Source organism: Pseudomonas sp. PA15(2017), from assembly GCF_001945395.1.
Classification (GTDB): Bacteria; Pseudomonadota; Gammaproteobacteria; order Pseudomonadales; family Pseudomonadaceae; genus Aquipseudomonas.
Window position 1 is genome coordinate 221,686 of record NZ_MSXV01000052.1, and the last position, 23,267, is coordinate 244,952.

Consider the following 23,267-nt stretch of genomic DNA (forward strand, 5'->3'; position numbering starts at 1 on the left):
TGGCGGGTTATCAGACGAGGCCATGCTCGTTGACCGCAAGGCCCGCCTACCTAAACTGCAGGGCGACTCCCCCTCGAGGTAAATCATCATGAAAGCACTGCTCTGCAAAGCCTTCGGCCCTGCCGGAACGCTGGTACTGGAGGACGTCGACAGCCCCAGCCCGAAAGGCAACGAGGTGTTGATCGAGGTGCAGGCCGCCGGCGTGAATTTCCCGGACACGCTGATCATCGAGGGCACATACCAGTTCAAACCGCCCTTCCCGTTCTCGCCCGGTGGCGAAGTGGCCGGCGTGGTCAGCGCACTGGGCGACAAGGTCGCGCACCTGAAGGCAGGCGACCGGGTAATGGCGCTGACCGGCTGGGGCGGCTTTGCCGAACAGGTCACCGCGCCTGCCTACAACGTGTTGCCGGTGCCCGCGAGCATGGACCTGACCACGGCGGCCGCCTTCGGCATGACCTACGGCACTTCGATGCACGCACTCAGGCAGCGCGCAGGCCTCAAACCGGGTGAAACCCTGCTGGTGCTGGGTGCCGCCGGCGGTGTCGGCCTGGCAGCGGTGGAAATCGGCAAGGCCATGGGTGCCCGGGTGATCGCCGCAGCCAGTAGCGCCGAGAAGCTGGAAGTGGCGCGCAACGCGGGCGCCGACGAGCTGATCAACTACAGCGAGCAGAGCCTCAAGGACGAAGTGAAAAAGCTCACCAATGGCCAGGGCGTCGACGTGATCTACGATCCCGTCGGTGGGCCGCTGTTCGAGGAAGCGTTTCGCTGCATGGCCTGGAACGGCCGTTTCCTGGTGGTCGGCTTCGCCGCCGGCGGTGGCATCCCGACGCTGCCAGCCAACCTGCCGCTGCTCAAGGGCGCCGCCCTGGTCGGTGTGTTCTGGGGCTCCTTCGCCGGGCGCCAGCCGGCGGACAACGCCGACAATTTCCGGCAACTGTTCGCCTGGCACGCCGAGGGCAAACTCAAGCCGCTGGTGTCGCAGACCTTCCCACTGGAGCGCGGTGGCGAGGCGATCGATGCCCTCGGCCAGCGCAAGGCCGTTGGCAAGCTGGTGATCACAGTGCGCTGATCACGCTGGCGCGAAGCGATCAAGCTATGCAAATGAGAACTATTGCTATATAAAGCGCGCTTTATTTTTCTGGATACTGCGCGCATGTCGACCTTGTCCTGCCTGCACGACCATCCCGTCGCGGCGCATCAGCTGTACAGCGAGCACCACAGCTGGTTGCGCCTGCGCCTGCAACAGCGCCTGGGCTGCACCTTCGATGCGGCAGACCTGGCCCATGACACCTTCCTGCGCATTCTGGCCCGCCGGGATCTTGCCGATATCCGCGAACCGCGGCCCTACCTGGCCACCGTCGCCAAGGGCCTGATGGTCAATCACCTGCGCCGCAAGACGTTGGAGCGGGCATACCTGGAAAGCCTCGCATATCTCCCCGAAGATCTGCTGCCCGGCCCCGAAGCGCGGTATCTGCTGCTGGAAACCCTGCTGGAAATCGATGCCCTGCTCGATGGTCTGCCTGCCAGGGTTCGCCAGGCCTTCCTGTTGTCGCAGCTCGACGGTCTCACTTATCCGCAGATCGCCGAGCACCTGGGCGTGTCACTCAGTTCGGTGAAACAGTACATGTTCAAGGCCATCCGCCACTGCATGTACCCAGGCCTGTGAGCATGAATTCCCGAGCGCCCTATCAACCGTTGTCCGACACAGCCCTCGACCAGGCGGCGCACTGGTTCGTCATCCTGCATGCTGGCGATGCCAGCGAACAGGACCAGCAAGGCTGGCGGCTATGGCTCGAAGCCTCTCCCGAGAACGCTCGGGCGTGGGCCTGTGCCAACGGCGTCAGCGGCCACTTCAAGGGGCTGCCAGTCGATCTGGCCAGGGCCACGCTGGGCGCTGCGGCGGGTATCGGCCGTCGCCGTGCGATCAAGAACCTGGCAGTGCTGATCGGCGTTGCCGGTAGCAGCTGGTTTACCCTGCGTGAGCAGCCCTGGCAGCGTTGGACTGCCGACTATCGGACAGGCCTGGCCGAGCAGGGTGAATGGCGCCTGGCCGACGGCAGCCTGCTGAACCTCAACAGCAGTAGCGCCGTTCGCGTCGAGTTCGGCCAGGCAGAACGCATCCTGCATCTGCTCGATGGCGAGCTGCTTCTGGAAACCGGTCACGATCCTCGCCCGCTGCGGGTGACCACTGCCGAAGGCAGCGTCCGCCCCATCGGCACGCGCTTCTCCGTTAGCCAACAAGCCGGACATTCACGGGTCGCGGTATTCAGTGGCAGCGTAGAACTCACCCCCAGCGCCGCCCCGAGCAGCCCGCGCCGGCTCGACAGCGGACAGGTGTCGCGGCTGTTCCGCGCTAGCAGCGGCACGCCGATGCCTGCCAGCGATGACCTGCTCGCCTGGCTGCACGGCATGCTGATTGCCGATGACATGCCGCTGAGCGAATTCGCCAGTACTTTCGAGCGCCAGCGCCGCGGCAGAGTGACTTGCGCGGCGACGGTGGCCGACCTGCGCATATCCGGCGCATTCCCCCTGAACGACAGTGACCGCGCCCTCGACGCCCTGACCGCCAACCTGCCGGTGCGCATCCGCCGCTTCACCCGCTACTGGGTGCATATCGAGCCGCGCTGAAAAAAACGTCTGCACGGCCTGTACCTTTTCGATTCTCGACTGGCCCTTCAATACACAACCCATTGGAGGGCACCATGGTCTCGCTCACGTTCTTTACCAGCCGTCACCCGCTCACCCTCGCCATCGGCCTGACTTTTGGCACCCTGAGCATACTTCCGATCAACCTGGCCGTGGCCGCTGAAAGCCTCGCGACCAATACGGCAACCCGCAGCTATGACGTGGCCGCCGGCCCGCTGGGTGCAGCCCTGTCGCGCTTCGCCGCGCAAAGTGGCGTGCTGCTGTCCTTCGACCCCGCCCTGACCGCCGACAAGAGTAGCGCAGGCCTGAAGGGCAATTACGGCGTCGATGAAGGCTTTGCCCGGTTGCTGCAGGGCAGCGATCTGAGCACCGAGCGAGACGCTGGCGGCGGTTACCGCCTGCATACCTTGCGCAGCGCTGCACATGGCGAACCACTGCAGTTGCAGGCCTCCAGCGTGGTGGGGGATTGGCTCGGCAGCGCCGAGGCGCTCGATGTGTACAACCACCCTGGCGCTCGCGACGTGATTCGCCGCGAAACCTTCGAGCAGGTGGGGGCCAGCAGTGCCCGGGAAGTGCTCAACCGCATTCCCGGTGTCAACGCGCCGGAAAACAATGGCACCGGCAGCCATGACCTGGCGCTCAACTTCGGTATCCGAGGCCTCAACCCACGCCTGGCCTCGCGCTCCACGGTACTGATGGATGGCATTCCGGTGCCCTTCGCCCCTTATGGCCAGCCACAGCTATCCCTGGCCCCGATCTCCCTGGGCAACATGGATGCCATCGATGTGGTGCGTGGCGGCGGCGCGGTACGTTATGGCCCACAGAACGTCGGCGGCATCGTCAACTTCGTGACCCGCGCCATCCCTGACCAGCCGACCCTCAAGGGCGGCCTGCAGACCGAAGTCAGCCCTTCGAGCAGCCAGGATGGCTTCAAGAAGACCGGCAATCTGCTAGTCGGCGGCACCAACGACAATGGCCTGGGTGGCGCGCTGCTCTACTCGGGTACCCGCGGCAGCGACTGGCGCCAGCATAGCGATACGCAGATCGACGACCTGATCCTCAAGGGCAAGTACAGCGCCGACGATGTGCATACCTTTTCGGCCATGGGTCAGTACTACGAAGGGCAGGCCGACATGCCAGGGGGCCTCAGCACCGCGGCTTTCGGTGCCGACCCGTACCAATCCACCCGTCCCTACGACAGTTTCTGGGGCCGCCGCACCCTGGCCAGCGCCAGCTACGTCTACACACCGGATGCCGATCGCGAACTCAGCGTGACCAGTTTCTTTACCAAGACCCTGCGCAGCGGTTTCCTCGAGCAAGGCAACTTCCTCTCCCTGTCGCCACGCGAATACTGGGTGCGCGGCATCGAGACCCGCTACTCGCAAGCCTTCGACACGGGCACCTTGCACCACGAAGTGGGCGTGGGTTACCGCTATGTCAGCGAAGAAAGCCACGAGCAGCGCTTCCGCAACCCGACCAGCACCGGCGTACTGCCCAGCACCGCCAGCTTGCGAGACCGTAACAGCCGCGGCGAAACCGAAGCCAGTGCGGTGTATATCGATGACCGTATCGATATCGGCAACTGGACCATCACCCCTGGCGTGCGCTACGAGAAGATCGCCTCCCGCCAGGACAACAAGATCAACGGCAGCCGCGCCGCCGGACGCTACAATACCGCCTTGCCAGCGCTGAACGTGCTGTACCGGGTCAATGATCGAGTCAACCTGTACGCCAACACCGAAGGCTCGTTCGGCGCCGTGCAGTACAGCCAGATGGGCAAGGCGCTGGCCAGCGGCGACGTCGAGCCGGAGAAAGCCCGTACCTGGGAACTCGGCACCCGCTATGACGATGGCCTGCTGCAGGCGGAGATCGGCGCTTTCCTGATCAACTTCGACAATCAGTACGAGAGCAACCAGCAGACCAACGACGTCACCGCACGCGGCGAGACCCGTCATCGTGGCGTGGAAAGCAGCCTCAATTACGCGCTCGAGGCGCTGAACCCCGCACTCAGCGGCCTGTCGGTGTACGCCACCTACACCTTCGTCGACGCCGAGATTCGCGAGAATGGCGCCAACAAGGGCAATCAGGTGCCCTTCTCGTCGCGGCACAAGGGCGTGGTAGGGGCTCGCTATGAAACCGGCCCTTGGCAGTGGGGCGTGGATGGCAGCTACCAGAGCAGCCAGTTCGCCGACAACGCCAATACCAAAGCGCAAAACACCGCCGGCAACAACGGCGAGATTCCCGGCTACATGGTCTGGGGGCTACGCGGCGCATATGATTTCGGCCCGCAGCTGTCCGACCTGACGGTCGCGGTGGGGGTCAAGAACGTTTTCGCTCGTGAGTACTACACCCGCTCGTTCGACGACAACAACAGCGGCAAGTACCTCGGCCAACCACGTACCCTGTACGTGCAGACGTCGCTGGCGTTCTGATCGGTTGCGCGGTGGCGAGCCACCTCGCGGGTTCGCTGCGCCCTGCCCGGTCTACTGAGCAGCCCGTCACCGAGCGCAGCGATGGGCGGGGAGCGTTCTTCAAGCCTGTTGCCATGCCGCGATGAAACTTGCTCCCGGGGCTTCGCTGCGCTCTGCCCCCGGCTACCCGGCAAGCGCGAGATCAGCGTGGGGCGTAGGCGAATACGTCTGCGCGCATCTGGTGGGCGTGCATGCCGGACTCGACCAGGGCATCCAGGGTCGCGTAGACCATGCTCGGCGAGCCGCTGGCGTAAACGTGCAGCGCACGCAGATCCGCGAAGTCCTCGCGAACCGCCTCGTGTAGCAGACCACAGCGGCCCTGCCAGCCGCACTGGTCGCTGACCACCTGGTGCAGGAACAGATTGGGCAGTGCCTGCCACTCGTCCCAATGGGGCAGTTGATAAAAGTCTTCGGGACGTCGCGCGCCCCAGTACAGATGCACCGGATGCTCGAAACCACGCGAGCGGCACTCCTCGACGAGGCTGTGCATCTGCGCCATTCCGGTGCCTGCGGCGATCAGTACCAGCGGCCCGTCCGGCAACTCGGCCAGGTGGGCGTCGCCGAATGGCAACTGCACCCGCGCCGTGCTCTGCTCGCGCAACTGCTGCAACAGATTCGAGGCACTCGCTTCGCGCCCCAGAATGTGCAGCTCCAGGTCACGGCCCTGCTGCGGCGCCGAGGCCAGGGAAAAAGCCGACTTCTCGCCATCCTGGCGCTCGATCAGCAGGTACTGGCCGGCGTGGTAGCGCGGCGGCTTGCCGGCCGGTGCCCGCAGCAGCACGCGCCACACATCGCCGCCAGCGTCGATGCAGCCCACCACCTGGCAACCCAGGCTGCGCACCGGCAGTTCGCCGGGCAGCAACACGCCGTCCCAGTGCAGCACGCAGTCTTCCAGCGGCTCGGCGATGCAGGCGTACAGCTCACCATGGTCCAGCTCGGCGCCGTTCTGGCGCACGCGGCCTTCGATCAGCAGCGCGGCGCACACGTGACAATTGCCGTTGCGGCAGCTTTGCGGGCAGGTGTAGCCCAGGCGCCGGGCGGCATCGAGGATGGCTTCGCCGGCTTCGACGTCGAGCACCGCGCCGGACGGTTGCAGGGTGACCTTCATCAATCGATTCCCAACTGGCTCCAGATTTCATCGACCCGCCTGGTGACCGCCTCGTCCTTGACGATGGCGCGGCCCCATTCGCGATTGGTCTCGCCCGGCCACTTGTGAGTGGCATCGAGGCCCATCTTCGAACCCAGGCCGGAAATCGGCGAGGCGAAATCCAGGTAGTCGATCGGCGTGTTCTCGATCATCACCGTGTCGCGCTTGGGGTCCATGCGCGTGGTGATGGCCCAGATCACGTCGTTCCAGTCGCGGGCATTGATGTCGTCGTCGGTGACGATCACGAACTTGGTGTACATGAACTGGCGCAGGAACGACCACACGCCGAGCATCACGCGCTTGGCGTGCCCTGGGTACTGCTTCTTCATGGTCACCACCGCCATGCGGTAGGAACAGCCTTCCGGCGGCAGGTAGAAGTCGGTGATCTCCGGAAACTGCTTCTGCAGGATCGGCACGAACACCTCGTTCAGCGCTACGCCGAGAATCGCCGGTTCATCTGGCGGCCGGCCGGTGTAGGTGCTGTGATAGATCGGGTCGCGACGGCGGGTGATGCGCTCGACGGTGAATACCGGGAAGGTATCCACCTCGTTGTAGTAACCGGTATGGTCACCATATGGCCCTTCCGGCGCGGTCTCGCTCGGATGGATCACGCCTTCGAGAACGATCTCGGCGCTGGCCGGCACCTGCAAGTCATTGCCGATGGCCTTGACCAGTTCGGTACGATGGCCGCGCAGCAAGCCGGCGAAGGCGTATTCGGAGAGCGTGTCGGGCACTGGCGTTACCGCGCCGAGAATGGTCGCCGGGTCCGCCCCCAGGGCCACGCACACCGGATAGGATTTGCCCGGATGCTTCTGGCACCACTCGCGGTAATCCAGCGCGCCGCCGCGGTGGCTGAGCCAGCGCATGATCACCTTGTTGCGGCCGATCACCTGCTGGCGGTAGATACCCAGGTTCTGACGCTCCTTGTTCGGCCCCTTGGTGATGGTCAGCCCCCAGGTGATCAGCGGCGCCACATCGCCCGGCCAGCAGTGCTGGATCGGCAGCTTGCTCAGGTCGACGTCGTCGCCCTCCTCGATCACTTCATGGCACGGCGCATCCTTGAGCACCTTGGGCGCCATGCTGATGACCTTCTTGAAGATCGGCAGCTTGCTCCAGGCATCCTTGAGCCCCTTCGGCGGCTCGGGCTCCTTGAGAAAGGCCAGCAGCTTGCCGATTTCGCGCAGCTCGGAAACGTCTTCGGCGCCCATGCCCAACGCCACGCGCTTGGGCGTGCCGAACAGGTTGCCGAGTACCGGAACGCTATGGCCGGTGGGGTTCTCGAACAGCAGCGCCGGGCCGCCCTTGCGCAGGGTGCGGTCGCACACTTCGGTCATTTCCAGGATCGGCGATACCGGCGCCTGGATGCGCTTGAGCTCGCCGCGCGCTTCCAGGCCGCGGATAAAGTCGCGCAGATCGCGATACTGCATGCTGGAACCTCATTCGAATCGGGGCGCAAAGTTTAGCGCCGAAGTCGGACTTGCAGAACAGTCGATACTACAGACAGACAAAAGCCGGGTTTCCCCGGCTTTTTTTGTGCCACCACTAAATTCTGGATCGTAGCGAGCGGAGGTCAGGCGAGGGCTAGGCGCCCCCACGAAAACCGGCGAAAAAGCGGAGTGTACTTTTGTACATGAGCATGACTCGCTCCGCTCGCCCCTTCGGGGCCGCACTAAAGTGCGTTAGCCGCAAGCGGCTTTCTGAGCCGGTTTTCAACGAAGCATGGCATTCGCGCAGTAGATCCGCTTACTTGCGCTTCATGGACATGAAGAACTCGTCGTTGGTCTTGGTCGCTTTCAATTTGTCGATCAAGAACTCGATGGCGGCGATCTCGTCCATCGGGTGCAGCAGCTTGCGCAGGATCCACATGCGCTGCAGTTCGTCTTCGGCGGTCAGCAACTCTTCGCGGCGGGTACCGGCGCGGTTGATGTTGATGGCCGGGAATACGCGCTTCTCGGCGATACGACGATCCAGGGGCAGCTCCATGTTGCCGGTACCCTTGAATTCTTCGTAGATCACTTCGTCCATCTTCGAGCCGGTTTCCACCAGCGCAGTGGCGATGATGGTCAGCGAGCCGCCTTCTTCGATGTTACGCGCGGCGCCGAAGAAGCGCTTCGGCTTCTCCAGGGCGTGGGCGTCGACACCACCGGTGAGCACCTTGCCGGAGCTCGGGATCACGGTGTTGTAGGCGCGGGCCAGACGGGTGATGGAGTCGAGCAGGATGACCACATCCTTCTTGTGCTCGACCAGGCGCTTGGCCTTCTCGATGACCATCTCGGCCACCTGCACGTGGCGGGTCGGCGGCTCGTCGAAGGTGGAGGCGACCACTTCGCCGCGCACGGTGCGCTGCATCTCGGTCACTTCTTCCGGGCGCTCGTCGATCAGCAGAACGATCAGGTGGCACTCGGGGTTGTTACGGGTGATGTTCGAGGCGATGTTCTGCAGCATGATGGTCTTGCCCGCTTTCGGCGGGGCGACGATCAGGCCACGCTGGCCCTTGCCGATCGGCGCACAGAGGTCGATCACGCGGCCGGTGATGTCCTCGGTGGAGCCGTTGCCGGCTTCCATGGTCAGGCGCTTGTTGGGGAACAGCGGCGTCAGGTTCTCGAACAGAATCTTGTTCTTGGCGTTTTCCGGACGGTCGAAGTTGATGCTGTCGACCTTGAGCAGGGCGAAGTAACGCTCGCCTTCTTTCGGCGGGCGGATCTTGCCGACGATGGTGTCACCGGTACGCAGGTTGAAGCGGCGGATCTGGCTCGGCGAGACGTAGATGTCATCGGGGCCGGCGAGATAGGAGGCGTCTGCGCTGCGCAAAAAGCCGAAACCGTCCTGGAGAATCTCCAGCACGCCGTCACCGGAAATTTCTTCACCGCCTTTGGCATGTTTCTTCAACAACGAGAAGATCACGTCCTGCTTGCGCGAGCGGGCCATGTTCTCGATGCCCATCTGCTCGGCCATTTCCAGCAGTTCGGTAATCGGCTTTTGCTTGAGTTCAGTCAGATTCATATAGGAATGACGTATTTATAAGAGGAGGGAATGGTAAGCATTGAGCTTGAGAGGCCGCACCGCGAGGAGGCGACAGGCGCCCGCTTTATTGTCGAATGTTCGATTAGGAATGCGTCGGCAGCGGCGTGCAGGGGGTCGCTTAGGAAAAGCGACGGCCCCGAATGTAACATCGGCTTTGCGAAGGCGTCTAGCCTCCAGGCAGAAAAAAGCCCCGTTGTATACGGGGCCTTTCGGCGACGCTTACAGGTTGGCGTCGATGAAGGCAGCCAGTTGCGACTTGGACAGGGCGCCGACCTTGGTGGCTTCGACGCTACCGTTCTTGAACAGCATCAGGGTCGGGATGCCACGCACGCCGTACTTTGGCGGAGTGTCCTGGTTCTCGTCGATGTTCAGTTTGCAGACCTTCAGCTTGCCCTGGTATTCCTTGGAGATTTCGTCCAGCACCGGGGCGATCATCTTGCATGGGCCGCACCACTCGGCCCAGTAGTCGACCAGTACCGGCCCGTCTGCCTGGATGACGTCCTGGTCGAAGCTGGCATCGCTTACATTGGTGATGAATTCACTCATGGGAAGTCTCCGTGTTGGCACGCAATAACGATAAAAGTGGCGGCCATGATAGCCCGGCTAGCGTGACACAGGAAGGCGCCCGCCATTGAGCGTAGCCATAGAGGCTATCGACGCGTCCAATGGGCGAGGCCGCCCGTGACGCGCGAGGGAGACGGCCCAGGGACAGCTGGCGCAATGCCTGTACCGTGCGTATCCGTTGGCGTGCGCGGCCTATCGTGGCACGATGGCGGGGTTCTGCATCGAGATTGACTGATCATGCCGCAAGCCCATTCCGAGTCCTTCCCCCTGGTCGCCGCCATCGACCTGGGTTCCAACAGCTTTCACATGGTGCTGGCCAAAGCTGACCATGGCGAGATCCGTATTCTTGAACGGCTCGGTGACAAGGTACAGCTGGCGGCGGGCATCGACGAACAGCGCCAGCTCAGCGAAGAGGCCATGCAACGCGGCCTCGATTGCCTGAGCCGTTTCGCCCAGCTGACCAACAGCCTGCCCCAGGGCGCGGTGCGTATCGTCGGCACCAACGCCCTGCGCGAAGCGCGCAACCGCGCCGAGTTCATCCGCCGGGCCGAAGCGCTGCTGGGCCATCAGGTGGAAGTGATCTCCGGTCGCGAGGAAGCGCGCCTCATCTACCTGGGCGTTTCCCATTCGATCGCCGACACGCCGGGCAGGCGCCTGGTCGCCGATATCGGCGGTGGCAGTACCGAATTTATCATCGGCCAGCGCTTCGAGCCGCTGCTGCGTGAAAGCCTGCAGATGGGCTGCGTCAGCTACACCCAGCGCTATTTCAAGGATGGCAAGATAACCCCCGCCCGTTATGCCCAGGCCTACACCGCCGCGCGCCTGGAGATCATGGGTATCGAGCACGGCCTGAACCGCCTCGGCTGGCAGGATGCGGTCGGCGCCTCGGGCACCATCAAGGCCATCGGCCTGGCGATCCAGTCCGCGGGGCTCAGCAACAACGGTGAAGTCACCGCCGAAGGCCTGGCCTGGCTCAAACGCAAGGTGTTCAAGTTCGGCGATGTCGAGCGCCTCGACCTCGACGGTTTGAAGCCTGATCGCCGGCCGATCTTCCCGGCCGGCCTGGCGATTCTCGAAGCCATCTTCGACGCCTGCGAGCTGAACCGCATGAGCCATTCCGAAGGCGCGCTGCGCGAAGGCGTGCTCTACGACCTGCTCGGCCGTCATCAACATGAAGACGTGCGCGAGCGCACCCTGTCGGCGTTCATGGAGCGTTATCACGTCGATCAGGAGCAGGCCGCCCGGGTTGAAGCCAAGGCGTTGTCAGCGTTGGACAAAGTCGCCAAGGACTGGGAGCTGACCGACGACTGGCACCGTGAACTGCTCAGCTGGGCCGCCAAGGTCCATGAAGTCGGCCTGGACATCGCCCACTATCAGTACCACAAGCACGGCGCCTACCTGATCGAGCACTCCGACCTGGCTGGCTTCTCGCGCCAGGACCAGCAGATGCTCGCCCTACTGGTACGCGGCCACCGCCGCAACATACCCAGGGAAAAGCTCACCGAGTTCGGCGACGAGGGCGTGAAGCTGGTGCGTTTGTGCGTGTTGCTGCGCTTCGCCATTCTGTTCCACCACATTCGTGGCAGCCAGAACATGCCCACGGTGCGCCTGAAGGTCGGCCCGTCCAGCCTGGCCATCGAATTCCCCCAGGGCTGGCTGGCCGCCAACCCGCTGACCCAGGCGGATTTCGAAAGCGAAGCCGAGTGGCTCAAGCGCATCGACATGACCCTGACCGTCAGCTGACGGCAACCTCGCTCACGCGCGTGCGGGTTGCCACGCGATGACCAGGCCTTCCTGACGGGCGAACCGCGGCAGGTGATCGTCGAGCACCGCGCGGATACGTGCCGCGGCATCTTCATCCGGCGCTTCGCAGGCGAAGCGCAGGCCCTGGGCATCGGCATACATCCGGCACGACCCGAACGGAAAATCCGCCCAGGCCTGGTGCTCATCGAACTCGACAGCGATCTTGTGGCGAAAGTGCTTGCACAGCTTGGTCATGTACAGCGTGGCCGAGGCGGTGACCACGGCGCCTTGAAAACGGATCATGCAGGGCTCTCACGGTTCATTTCTTATGGGTGTCGCGATAACGGCGCGGGCAACGCATGGCCCGCGCCGCGCGGCTCAAAAGTCGTAGCTCAGGCTGGTGTAGAAAGTGCGCCCCGGCTCGTTGTAGGTGTAGGCACCGGCCTGCACGGCATTGCCTTCGCGGTACAGGCGCTTGTCGAACAGGTTGTTGATGCCCGCACCGACACTCCAGCCGTCGCCCAGCCGGTAGGTGCCGCTCAAGCCGGCCAGGGCATAGGGTGATATCTCGCGGCGCGCATTCCCGCTCAGCAGGTTGCCCTGGTAGTCGTACTTGCCGGGTGTCTGCCGGCCGTACCAGGTTACCGTCGCCTGCACGGCCAGAGGCTCGCTGAGCTGCCAATCGAGCGTCGAGTTGACGGTGAACTCGGGAATGATCGACAGCGGCTCGCCGGTCTGCTTGTTGGTCGACTGCAGCATGTAGGTGAAGTTGGTGCTCCAGTCCAGCGCCGGGCTGAGCGGCACGTTGAGGGTGCCTTCCAGGCCTTCGACGACCGCCCTGGGCACGTTCTCCCAGCGGAAGATGTCGGCGTTGGCATAGCCGGCATTGCTGCCACCGGTGGCGCTGCCGACCGCGGTTCTGCCGGCTTCGATCTTGTTGCGGTAGTCGTTGCGGAACCAGGTGATGCCGGCCACCCAGCCATCACGCTTGAACTCGATGCCCAGCTCCTTGTTGATGCTGGTTTCGGCGTCCAGGCCATCGTTGCCCTGCAGGTAGCAGCTGCCACCAGCGCCCCAGCAGCCCTGCCCGCGGCTGTAGAGCAGGTAATTGGGGTTGAGCTGGAACAGGTTGGGCGCCTTGTAGGCACGGGCGATGCCGGCCTTGAGCACCAGCTCGCTGGTGAGTTCGTGGGACAGGTTGAGCGATGGGCTCCAGTTGCCGCCCACCACGCTGTGACGGTCGAAGCGCAGGCCCGGCGTCAGGGTGGTGCCGGGGCGCAGTTCGATGTTGTCCTCGACGAACACCGAGGCGATGCGCGCCGACGCGTCGGTGGGCCGCGAACTGCCGCCGATGCCGGGCACCGAGCCCGCCTCGGTGGTGGTCTGGGTATTGGAGAACGGATCGTCCATGCGCTGCTCGCTCCACTCGGCGCCGAGCGTCAGCACCTGTTCCAGCGCCCCGGAAAGCGGCAGGTTGATCTCGCTGTGGGCCGTGGTGCTCTGCAGTTCGATGGTGCCGAACAGGCTGCCGTTGATATTGCCTTCCGGCCCGCCCGCCAGGCCCTCCTGCAAGCGGCGATTGCGGGTCTTTTCGTACTGCAGGTAGTTCAGGGTGGTGCCGAATTCCCAGTCGCCGTGGTGGGTGACGGCGTAATTCTCGCGGTAGACCACATTGGTTTCGCGGCCCAGCCAGGGCGAACGAAAACCGGCCAGCGCTGCCGAGGCACTGTTGTTCATGCTGTCGCCGGCGTAGATGTTGCCCTGGCGGCTGAAGCCGGCCTCGAAGTCGAGGCTCTGCTCGTCGTTCAGGCGCCAGGACAAGAGGCCGTTGACGTCCTTGTTGCGCACGCCTTCGCGCCCCGCGGTGGCGCGCGCGGTGGGGTCGATGGTATGGCCGCTGTTGATGTCCTCGTCGTCGGCGTCGGTCTTGTTCAGGTTGCCATAGAGGCGGTACGACAGGTTCTCGGCCAGCGGCCCACTGAGGCCGAAGTTGAAGCGCCGCGTGGCGCCCTCCTCGCTGTGCTGGGGCGCGTTGGCGTACAGGCTGAGGTTGCCGTGCTGCTCGAGGCCGGCCTTTCTGGTGATGATGTTGATCACCCCGCCTGCGGCGCCGCTGCCATAACGCGCGGCCGCCGGGCCGCGTAGCACCTCGATGCGCTCGACCTGCTCGGCCGGCACCCAATTGGTGTCGCCACGGGTGTCACGGTCACCGCGCCAGCCATAACGCACGGCGTTACGCGAGCTGATCGGCTTGCCGTCCACCAGGATCAGGGTGTTCTCCGGCCCCATGCCGCGGATGTCGATCTGCCGGTTGTTACCGCGTGCCCCGGAGCCGCTGTTACCGGTCAGATTGACGCCGGGCTGCTTGCGAATGATGTCGGCCAGGTCATTGGCCGGCGGCGCCTTGCGGATGTCCTCGGCACTGATCACTGAGACCCCGGGCGCCTGCTTGAGCTCTTCCTGGGCCGTGGCCATGACCCGCGTTTCTTCGAGTTCGACGGCCTGATCGAGCTGCTCGGCCTGAACGCCCGCAACCGCGCCGCCCGCCAGCAGCACGGCAAGCGCCAGCCGATTGAGTGCCCAAACCCCGTGACTTGCATTCATGAACCGCCCCCTCCCAAAAAATAAAATCGCAATCGATTCGTATTTGCATAGGCGGATTTTTTCATGCCAATGGCGCCGAAAGGTTTGCGCAAACAATGAAGATGTTTGCGCCAGGTCAAACCGCCGGGCACTTACGCTTAGGAATCATTTGCATTTGCATGATGGCCGGCGTTAGGCTCTCCAGGCGTTTCCGATCGGGGTGCAGTCGAATCCATCCATGGTTCGTGATCGGCACCTGGCCCGCCACAAGCGGGTACTCGGACTCGCGCCAGCCCTTCCCCGTGCGGCGACTACCGCTCGCCGAATCAGCGCCTACCTCAGCCGTCACGCCAGCCGCGAGGCCTCGATCATGAACACCGTCCTTCATCCTCAGGAACTGATCCGGCAGATCGGCCCTGATCTGGGCCCGCAGTTGCGCCTGATCGACAGCGAATCCTCGAAAGCCAACCTGTTTCGCGGCAAGCTGCGCTGGCTGCACTTGCGCTCGGGCCTGTCGCTGCATTGCAGCGACTGCCTTGAGCTGAGCACCTTCAGTACGCAATTGCAGATCCAGCCGCGCCTCAACTTCGTGCTGTTTCTCGACGGCCATAGCGACGTGCGCTATGACGACCGCGCGGTGCGCTTCGGTGGCGAGCACAAGGGCGGTGAAGGCATCGCGGTGTCGCTGGCCGAACCGGTGGTGTTCTCGCGCCAGGCACGGCGCGGCAGCCACATCCGCAAGCTGGTGATCAGCCTGTCGCCGCAGTGGCTGGAAGCCGGCGGCCTGGACGGCCAGAACGAATGCGCGGCGATCGATCGCTTCAGCCGCCAGCACCTGGCCATGCTGCGCTGGCAACCCTCGGCGCGACTGCGCACCCTGGCCGAGCAGATACTCAACCCGCCGGGCTACAACCCGTTGCTGGAGAATCTCTATCTGGAAAGCCGCAGCCTGGAAATCGCCAGCGAAGCCCTGGCGATGATCAGCCAGCAGGGCATGCAGCCGTTGCAGGGCCTGCGCCCCCATGAACACCAGCGCATCCGCCGCGTGCTGGAACTGCTCGACAGCGGCCAGGCCGATGACTGGAACACCGATGCCATCGCCCGCGAGGCCGGCATCAACATCAACAGCTTGCAACGCCAGTTCCAGGCCAGCCAGGGCATGACGCTGTTCGAGTACCAGCGCGTGCGCAAGCTCAAACAGGCCCGCGAGGCCCTCGAACGCGACGGTATCAGCGTGACCGAGGCCGCCTGGCGAGCAGGCTATGGCAGTGCGGCCAATTTCGCCACGGCGTTCAAGCGCCAGTTCGGCCTGACGCCCAGGCAGGTGCGCAGCAAACTCTGAAACCCCGCTTCGGTACCTCGAACGAGGCTACTGGACACTCGCCAAGCCTCTCATCCCGCGGCCCGGACTGGCTTTGTAACTATTTTTGACAGCGGCGCAGACGTGCAGGCTAGAATCGGGCTCGCCTTTTGCCTGTGGAGTCTTGCCGCCTTGGATGCCAGCACCATCAACAGCCTCCTGCTCGTCGGCGCCCTCATGGTCGGCGCGAGCATCATGGTCAGCTCGCTGTCCTCGCGCCTCGGCATCCCGATTCTGGTCATCATCCTCGCCGTCGGCATGGTTGCGGGCGTCGATGGCGGCGGCATCATCTTCAACAACTACCCGACCGCCTATCTGGTGGGCAACCTGGCACTGGCGGTGATCCTGCTCGACGGCGGTGTGCGCACCCGGGTCGGCAGTTTCCGGGTGGCATTGTGGCCGGCCCTGTCGCTGGCCACGGTCGGCGTGTTGATCACGACCGTGTTGACCGGTATGGCCGCCGCCTGGCTGTTCGGCCTGAGCCTGATGCAGGGGCTGTTGATCGGCGCCATCGTCGGCTCCACCGATGCGGCCGCCGTGTTCTCGCTGCTCGGCGGCAAGGGCCTCAACGAGCGGGTCAGCGCCACCCTGGAGATCGAATCCGGTAGCAACGACCCGATGGCGGTATTCCTCACCGTCACGTTGATCGACATGCTCGCCAAGGGCCAGGGCGAATTCCACCTGAGCTTCCTCGGCCACCTGGTGCAGGAATTCGGCATCGGGTCGGTGCTGGGCCTGGGCGGCGGCTGGCTGCTGCTGAAGATCATCAACCGCCTGCACCTGGCCCACGGTCTGTACCCGCTGCTGGTGGTCAGTGGCGGTCTGCTGGTGTTCGCCCTGACCAACGCCCTGCACGGTAGCGGTTTCCTCGCCGTGTACCTGTGCGGCCTGGTGCTGGGCAACCGGCCGATCCGCTCGCGCCACGGCATCCTGCACATGCTCGACGGCATGGCCTGGCTGGCGCAGATCGGCATGTTTCTGGTGCTCGGCCTGCTGGTCACACCTCACGACCTGCTGCCCATCGCCCTGCCGGCATTGGGCCTGGCGCTGTGGATGATCCTCTTCGCGCGGCCGCTGTCGGTGCTGGTCGGGCTGATCCCGTTTCGCGCCTTCCACACCAAGGAAAAAGTGTTCATCGCCTGGGTCGGCCTGCGTGGCGCGGTGCCGATCATTCTTGCCGTGTTTCCGATGATGGCCGGGCTGCCCCACGCCCAGCTGTATTTCAACCTGGCGTTCTTCATCGTGCTGGTATCGCTGCTGCTGCAGGGCGCCAGCCTGCCGTGGGTCGCCAAGGCGCTCAAGGTGACGGTGCCGCCCGACCCGGTGCCGATCTCCCGCGCCGGCCTGGAAGTGCACCCGACCAGCCAGTGGGAGCTGTTCGTCTATCGCCTGGGTGCGGAAAAATGGTGTATCGGCGCGCCGCTGCGCGACCTGAAGATGCCGGATTCCACCCGTGTCGCCGCGCTGTTTCGCCATCACCAGTTGCTGCACCCCTCCGGCAGTACGGTGCTGGAGGCCGGCGACATGCTCTGCGTGATCGGCCACGAGCACGACCTGCCGGCCCTCGGCAAACTGTTCAGCCAGGCGCCGCAACGTGGCATGGACTTGCGCTTCTTCGGTGACTTCGTGCTCGAAGGCGATGCCCAGCTGGGCGCCATCGCCGCGCTCTACGGCCTGGCCACCGACGACGCGGACCCTGCGCTGCCCCTAGGCCGCTTCATCAACCAGCAGATCGGTGGCGGGCCGGTGGTCGGCGACCAGGTCGAATGGCAGGGCCTGACCTGGACGGTCGCCGAGATGGACGGGAACAAGATCCGCAAGGTCGGCGTCAGATTCCCCGAAGGCGTCCGCCCGGGCCCTGGCTTGTCGTTCTGACAGCCGCCCAATAGCGCGCCTTGCAGCGCCCTGCCGAGCCGGTGGGGCTGATGCGCGGCAGCTCGTGACAGATCGCCGCGCGGGACTTCTCACCAGTCTGTAGACTCAGCAGGACTCCACCCCCGCGATCATGACCATGCACTCTTTCCCTCGTTTGCTTGCCGTTTTCCTGCTGGGCCTGTGCCTGGCCAATTCGCCCGCCTGGGCCGACGCCAATCCGACCGCCGCCGATGTACAGCGCAGCCTGGACACCCTGGCCGACCGCAAGCTGGTCGAGCCCGAGCAGACCCAGGTACGCCAGACGCTGGAAAGGACCCTGGGGGCGCTCAAAGCCCAGGCCGATAGCCAGCAGAAGCTGACTGCGCTCGAGAAACAGCTGGCCCAGGCTCCGCGGCAGACCCAGGACGCCCACAGCGAGCTGGAGAAACTCAAGGCCGCCAAGGTGGTTCCCGTGGCACAGCGCTACGCCACCACCAGCGTCGCCCAGCTGGAGCAGATGCTCAGCGAGCGTAGCGCCCAGCTCAGCGACTGGCAGAAGCAGCTCAACGATGCCAACACCCTGATCATCACTGCTCAGACGCGCCCCGAGCGTGCCCAGGCCGAGATCAGCGGCAACCAAACGCGCGCCCAGCAGATCAACACGCTGCTCAAGAACGGCCGCGAAGACGGCAAGGCGCTGAGCGCCGAGCGCGTCAACCAGCTCAAGGCCGAACTGGCCCAACTGGGCGCCCTGACCCAGCTGCGCCGTCAGGAAATGGCCGGCAACAGCGTGTTGCAGGATCTGGGCAGCGCCCAGCGCGACCTCCTCGACGAACGTATCCAGCGCCTGGACGTCGAGCTGCAGGACTTGCAGAACCTGATCAATGAAAAGCGCCGCGATCAGTCCGAACGCACCGTCGCCGAACAGTCCATGGAGGCCCAGAAGGTCGGCAGCTCCGACACCCTGCTGTCGCGCGAGAGCGCGCTGAACCTCAAGCTGTCCGACTACCTGCTGCGCGGTACCGATCGTCTCAACGAGCTGACCCAGCTGAACCTGCGCACCCAGCAGCAGCTCGACACCCTGAACCAGACCGACCAGGCGCTCGATGAGCAGATCAGCGTACTGAAGGGCAGCCTGCTGCTGTCCAAGATTCTCTACAAGCAGAAGCAGTCGCTGCCCAAGCTCAAGCTCGACAAGGGGCTGGCCGACGAGATCGCCGACATCCGCCTCTACCAGTTCGAGCTCAACCAGCAGCGCGAGCAGATTTCCAACCCCGGCGCCTACGTCGACAAACAGCTGGCCGCCCAGCCGCCGGAGAGCGTGACGCCGGAGCTGCGCGAATCGTTGCTGGACCTGATCGACACTCGCCGTGCCCTGCACGACCGGCTGAACCGCGAACTCAACGCACTGCTCAACGAATCGATCACCCTGCAGCTCAACCAGAAGCAACTGCAGGACACCGCCACCGCCTTGCGCGCGACCCTTGACGAGCAGATGTTCTGGATCCCCAGCAACAATCCGCTCAACCTCGACTGGTTCAAGAGCGCGCCAGCCCAACTGCAGCGGCAAATCTCCGACCTGCCCTGGCTCGACAACATCAGCCAGCTCGGCGCCGGCCTGATCGAGCGGCCGCTGCTGTTCCTGCCGTTGCTGCTGGTGATGGGCCTGCTGCTCTACAAGCGCCGCTACCTGAGCCAGAAGCTTACCGACCTGCACAAGGACATCGGCCACTTCAAGCGCGACAGCCAGTTGCACACGCCGGTGGCGATTCTGCTCAACGTGCTGCTCGCCCTGCCCGGCACGCTGTTGCTGGCCCTGTGCGGCTTCGCCCTGCAGATGGACGCCCGCGGCCTGAACGTCAACCTCGGCTCGGCCTTCCTCGGCATGGCCCAGGCCTGGCTGGTGTTCTACACCGTGTACCGCATCTTCACCCCGGGCGGCGTGGCCGAGCTGCACTTCCACTGGGCGCGTGCCCACGTCGCCTACCTGCACCGGCAGATCCGCTGGCTGGGCGTGGTGGTGATGGCGCTGGTGGCGGTGGTCACCGTCGCCGAGCACCAGCCATCGAGCCTGTCCGACGACGTCATCGGCATCGCCGTGGTGCTGACCTGCTACGGCCTGATGATCTGGCTGCTGCAGAAGCTGCTGCTGCGCGGCCCGGCCCGGGAGAATGCCTCGACTTTCCGCATGTTCATCGGCGTGCTGTTCAGCATGCTGCCGCTGGGCCTGTTCCTGGCGGTGTGCTTCGGCTACTACTACACGGCTCTGAAGCTCAGCGACCGGCTGATCGATACGCTCTACCTGCTACTGATCTGGCTGGTGGTCGAGGCGGTGTTCGTACGCGGCCTGGCGGTCGCCGCACGGCGCCTGGCCTACCAGCGCGCCACCGCCAAGCGCGAAGCGCAGACCACCGAGGACAGCGAGGGTACCGAAATCCAGCTGGAAACCCCGCGCCTCGACATCGAGCAGGTCAACCAGCAGTCCCTGCGCCTGATCCGCCTGACCCTGCTGGGCAGCTTCATCGCCGCCCTGTACTGGGTGTGGGCCGACCTGATCTCGGTGTTCGCCTACCTCGACAACATCACCCTGTACGAATACAACAGCAGCACCGTGGCGGGCAGCGCCGCGTCGCTGATCCCGATCAGCCTGCTCGACGCCCTGTACGCGCTGATCATCGCCGCCATCACCATGGCCCTCGGCCGCAACTTGCCGGGCCTGCTGGAGGTGCTGGTACTGTCGCGCCTGCGTCTGGCCCAGGGCAGCGCCTATGCCACCACCACGCTGCTGTCGTACGTGATCTTCGGCACCGGCATCGTGGTTACCCTGTCGACCCTGGGGGTCAGCTGGAACAAGCTGCAGTGGCTGGTCGCCGCCCTGTCGGTGGGTATCGGCTTCGGCATGCAGGAGATCTTCGCCAACTTCATCTCCGGCCTGATCATCCTGTTCGAGCGCCCGGTACGCATCGGCGACCTGGTGACCATCGGCGGCGTGACCGGCACGGTGAAACGCATCCACATCCGCGCCACGCACATCATCGACAGTGACCGCAAGGAAGTGATCGTGCCGAACAAGACGTTCGTCACCAGCCAGTTGATCAACTGGACCCTGACCGATACCGTGACCCGCATCGTGCTGACCTTCAAGGTCAACCGCGGCGCCGACCTGGAGAAGGTGCGCACCTTGCTGCTGCAGGCCGCCCAGGAGAACTCGCGGGTCATGCGCGACCCGGCACCGACCGCCCAGCTCAGCCTGTACGCACCGGACGGCCTGACCCATGAGCTGAAGTTCTACGTCAAGGAACTGGGTGACCGCGGTACGGCGACCGACGAGCTCAACCGCCGCGTCGACCAGCTGTTCGCCGACAATGGCATCAACCTGTCCGGTACGCCGAAAATGGATATCGTGCTCAGCCGCGCCGCCGCGCCCCACGACACGCTCAAGCTCGACGACGAGCAACTGGCGAGCGCCGAGCACGCCGAGAAAAAAGACGAGGCCAAACCGTGAAAACCCTCGACACCCTGACCTTCGACAATCGCTTCGCCGGCCTGGGTGACGGGTTTTCAGCGCACATACTGCCCGAGCCCATCGCCGAGCCGCGCCTGGTGGTAGCCAGCGACAGCGCCCTGGCCCTGCTCAACCTCGACCCGCGCGAGGCGCAGCGCGAGGTGTTCGCCGAGCTGTTCTCCGGCAATCAGCTGTGGAGCGATGCCGAGCCGCGCGCCATGGTCTATTCCGGTCACCAGTTCGGCGGCTACTCGCCACGCCTCGGCGATGGCCGCGGCCTGCTGCTCGGCGAAGTACTCAACGATGCCGGCGAACACTGGGACCTGCATCTCAAGGGCGCCGGCATGACGCCCTACTCGCGCATGGGCGATGGCCGCGCCGTGCTACGCTCGTCGATTCGCGAGTTTCTCGCCAGCGAAGCGCTGCATGCCCTCGGCATTCCCAGCTCGCGAGCGCTGTGCGTGACCGGTTCGAGCACGCCGGTGTGGCGCGAGAAGCAGGAAACCGCCGCCATGCTGGTGCGCCTGGCGCCCAGCCACGTGCGCTTCGGTCACTTCGAATACTTCTATTACACGCGCCAGCACGAGCAACTCAAGCAGCTCGCCGACTACGTGATCGAACACCATTACCCGGCCTGCCGCGAGCAGCCGCAGCCCTACGCAGCGCTACTCAAGGCCGTGCTGGAACGCACCGCGGAAATGGTCGCCTGGTGGCAAGCCTATGGTTTTTGCCACGGGGTGATGAACACCGACAACATGTCGATCCTCGGCATCACCTTCGACTTCGGCCCCTACGCCTTTCTCGACGACTTCGACGCCAAGCACATCTGCAACCACTCCGACGACACCGGCCGCTACAGCTTCAGCAACCAGGTGCCCATCGCCCACTGGAACCTCTCGGCCCTCGCTCAGGCGCTGACGCCCCTGGTGGAGGTCGACACCCTGCGCGAAACCCTCGAGCTGTTCCTGCCGATCTACCAGGCCCACTACCACGACCTGATGCGCAAACGCCTGGGCTTCACCACCGCCGAAGACGGCGACGAACAGCTGATCCAGCGCCTGCTGACCCTGATGCAGGCCGGCAAGGCCACCGACTACTCGCTGTTCTTCCGCCACCTGGGTGACCAGGCGCCAGCCGACGCGCTGAAGGTGCTGCGCAACGACTTCGTCGACCTCAACGGCTTCGACGCCTGGGCCGCCGACTACCAGGCTCGCGTCGAACGCGAAGGTTTCGAACCAGCCGAACGCCGGGCCCGCATGCACGCCGTCAACCCGCTCTACGTGCTACGCAACTACCTGGCCCAGGAAGCCATCGCCGCCGCCGAAGCAGGCGACTACGGCCCGGTGCGCGAACTGCACCACGTACTGACGAGCCCCTTCGACGAGCAGCCGGGCAAGGAGCATTACGCGCAGCGTCCGCCGGATTGGGGCAAGCATCTGGAAATCAGTTGTTCGTCTTAGCGCTTGTTCAAAGTCTTGCACGCGCATAAAGCGGCAATTACAAGGCAGGAGCGGCCATTGGTGCAGTACCTGTGGGAACGGGCGGGGACGCCTGGTCCATGCCCGCGATTTTTCGCGCGCATGGCGCGCTCCCACAGTAGGTGAGGGGACAGCCGTTTCTGCCACTTAGCCAGCGAAATTGTCGAATCTGAGCTTAAAGATTATGAACAACTTCTTAGAATCTGTTCGAAAGCCCATGCATTGGCCCACAGGCGCTACCTGAATAACGGCCTCAGCGGGTCAACACAGGCGAACCACCAGCGTAGCGAGGTAACGCTACCGGGCTGGCCTCAAGGCTGAGCGCAGTCATGGATTAGAAATGAGCTTGGCTCGCTGCACCATTGCCTTCCAGACGGGTTGGCCGCAAGCGCCCAGTTGAGTCTTTTTCTGACCCCGCTGGGCCGATGCGCAGCAGGTTTTACTATGGCTCGAAGTGGTGCCACCTCTACTTTGTCTCGACGCACTGCAACGAAATCTCCTCATCCGCATATTTCGTGTAGCTCGCGCTGTCTCCCTTGGTCCACCATTCGTAGCGATCACCTACATATTTGGCGCCTGAGGCAGCGATTACCCTTACCAAAAGCACCTCTTTCTCATCGGGCGGCGTGAGAAGCGTCACGCTTGTATCGCCCCTGTTGGCATAGGTGACCGCTACGGTGGTTCCCCCCTCGCATTGATACGTAGATTTTTCAATTTCGGTCGGCCCTGCACCCGGCAGCTCGAAGCGCTCCTCGGGAGCGGAACCGCAACCTACTTGGATCATGCAGGCCGCGACTAGGGCGGCTGCAGGCATTCGTTTGGTCAAGCTCTTCAATTCATCACCTCCACACGCTCCCGAAAGCCGGCGACCATGCCGGCATAAAAATCGTTA

16 protein-coding genes are annotated in these 23,267 nt (G+C 64.2%); 9 read left to right on the plus strand and 7 right to left on the minus strand.

Translation table 11 applies throughout. The annotated features are described in order from the left end of the window. Positions 1-88: 88 nt before the first annotated feature. The 4 genes from BVH03_RS18420 (at position 89) to fecA (ending at position 5,078) form a co-directional block, all read left to right on the plus strand. Positions 89-1,069 carry an NADPH:quinone oxidoreductase family protein gene (locus BVH03_RS18420; RefSeq protein WP_075962511.1) on the plus strand — a complete coding sequence of 327 codons (981 nt, stop codon included), beginning with the start codon at positions 89-91 and terminating at the stop codon, positions 1,067-1,069. 84 nt (positions 1,070-1,153) lie between these two features. Then, positions 1,154-1,666, plus strand: a complete 513-nt coding sequence (locus tag BVH03_RS18425; RefSeq protein ID WP_075962512.1) for a sigma-70 family RNA polymerase sigma factor — start codon at positions 1,154-1,156, stop codon at positions 1,664-1,666. A 2-nt stretch (positions 1,667-1,668) separates the two neighbouring features. Further along, positions 1,669-2,628 carry a FecR domain-containing protein gene (locus tag BVH03_RS18430; protein WP_075962513.1) on the plus strand — a complete coding sequence of 320 codons (960 nt, stop codon included), beginning with the start codon at positions 1,669-1,671 and terminating at the stop codon, positions 2,626-2,628. Between the two features lie 74 nt (positions 2,629-2,702). Next, positions 2,703-5,078, plus strand: coding sequence for a TonB-dependent Fe(3+) dicitrate receptor FecA (gene fecA, locus BVH03_RS18435; RefSeq protein WP_075962514.1), 2,376 nt, complete (start codon positions 2,703-2,705; stop codon positions 5,076-5,078). Between the two features lie 181 nt (positions 5,079-5,259). On the opposite strand, the gene BVH03_RS18440 is transcribed toward fecA, so the two are convergent. From BVH03_RS18440 to trxA, 4 genes are all read right to left on the minus strand, one after another. Beyond that, positions 5,260-6,225 carry a CDP-6-deoxy-delta-3,4-glucoseen reductase gene (locus tag BVH03_RS18440; protein WP_075962515.1) on the minus strand — a complete coding sequence of 322 codons (966 nt, stop codon included), beginning with the start codon at positions 6,223-6,225 and terminating at the stop codon, positions 5,260-5,262. Continuing rightward, positions 6,225-7,691 (minus strand): 4-hydroxy-3-polyprenylbenzoate decarboxylase, encoded by a 1,467-nt coding sequence (gene ubiD / locus BVH03_RS18445; protein WP_075962516.1) that lies wholly within the window; start codon positions 7,689-7,691, stop codon positions 6,225-6,227. The genes BVH03_RS18440 and ubiD overlap by 1 nt, the downstream gene beginning before the upstream one ends. Before the next feature lie 316 nt (positions 7,692-8,007). Next, positions 8,008-9,267, minus strand: coding sequence for a transcription termination factor Rho (gene rho, locus BVH03_RS18450; RefSeq protein ID WP_075928645.1), 1,260 nt, complete (start codon positions 9,265-9,267; stop codon positions 8,008-8,010). A gap of 240 nt (positions 9,268-9,507) precedes the next feature. Next, positions 9,508-9,834 carry a thioredoxin TrxA gene (gene trxA, locus BVH03_RS18455; protein WP_013789608.1) on the minus strand — a complete coding sequence of 109 codons (327 nt, stop codon included), beginning with the start codon at positions 9,832-9,834 and terminating at the stop codon, positions 9,508-9,510. A gap of 255 nt (positions 9,835-10,089) precedes the next feature. Here trxA and ppx point away from each other — a divergent pair, with 255 nt between their 5' ends. Then, positions 10,090-11,595 carry an exopolyphosphatase gene (ppx, locus tag BVH03_RS18460; RefSeq protein ID WP_075962517.1) on the plus strand — a complete coding sequence of 502 codons (1,506 nt, stop codon included), beginning with the start codon at positions 10,090-10,092 and terminating at the stop codon, positions 11,593-11,595. Between the two features lie 12 nt (positions 11,596-11,607). Here the strand turns inward: ppx and BVH03_RS18465 are convergent, their stop codons facing one another. Further along, on the minus strand, positions 11,608-11,898 hold the full coding sequence (locus tag BVH03_RS18465) for a DUF2218 domain-containing protein (RefSeq protein ID WP_075962518.1): 291 nt from the start codon (positions 11,896-11,898) through the stop codon (positions 11,608-11,610). A 75-nt stretch (positions 11,899-11,973) separates the two neighbouring features. Next, positions 11,974-14,199 carry a TonB-dependent siderophore receptor gene (locus BVH03_RS18470; RefSeq protein ID WP_075962519.1) on the minus strand — a complete coding sequence of 742 codons (2,226 nt, stop codon included), beginning with the start codon at positions 14,197-14,199 and terminating at the stop codon, positions 11,974-11,976. A 349-nt stretch (positions 14,200-14,548) separates the two neighbouring features. Here BVH03_RS18470 and BVH03_RS18475 point away from each other — a divergent pair, with 349 nt between their 5' ends. From BVH03_RS18475 to selO, 4 genes are all read left to right on the plus strand, one after another. Then, positions 14,549-15,520, plus strand: a complete 972-nt coding sequence (locus BVH03_RS18475) for an AraC family transcriptional regulator (protein WP_075962583.1) — start codon at positions 14,549-14,551, stop codon at positions 15,518-15,520. Between the two features lie 150 nt (positions 15,521-15,670). After that, positions 15,671-17,413: a potassium/proton antiporter gene (locus BVH03_RS18480; protein WP_075962520.1), complete on the plus strand. Its 1,743-nt coding sequence runs from the start codon at positions 15,671-15,673 to the stop codon at positions 17,411-17,413. A gap of 136 nt (positions 17,414-17,549) precedes the next feature. Then, a complete protein-coding gene (gene mscK / locus BVH03_RS18485; RefSeq protein WP_371915373.1) occupies positions 17,550-20,897 on the plus strand; it encodes a mechanosensitive channel MscK in 3,348 nt (1,115 codons plus the stop codon). Then, on the plus strand, positions 20,894-22,357 hold the full coding sequence (selO, locus tag BVH03_RS18490; protein ID WP_075962522.1) for a protein adenylyltransferase SelO: 1,464 nt from the start codon (positions 20,894-20,896) through the stop codon (positions 22,355-22,357). Before mscK ends, selO begins: the two co-directional genes overlap by 4 nt. A 484-nt stretch (positions 22,358-22,841) precedes the next feature. Here selO and BVH03_RS18495 read toward each other — a convergent pair whose 3' ends face one another. Beyond that, on the minus strand, positions 22,842-23,210 hold the full coding sequence (locus BVH03_RS18495) for an MliC family protein (RefSeq protein WP_143486003.1): 369 nt from the start codon (positions 23,208-23,210) through the stop codon (positions 22,842-22,844). Positions 23,211-23,267: the final 57 nt, after the last annotated feature.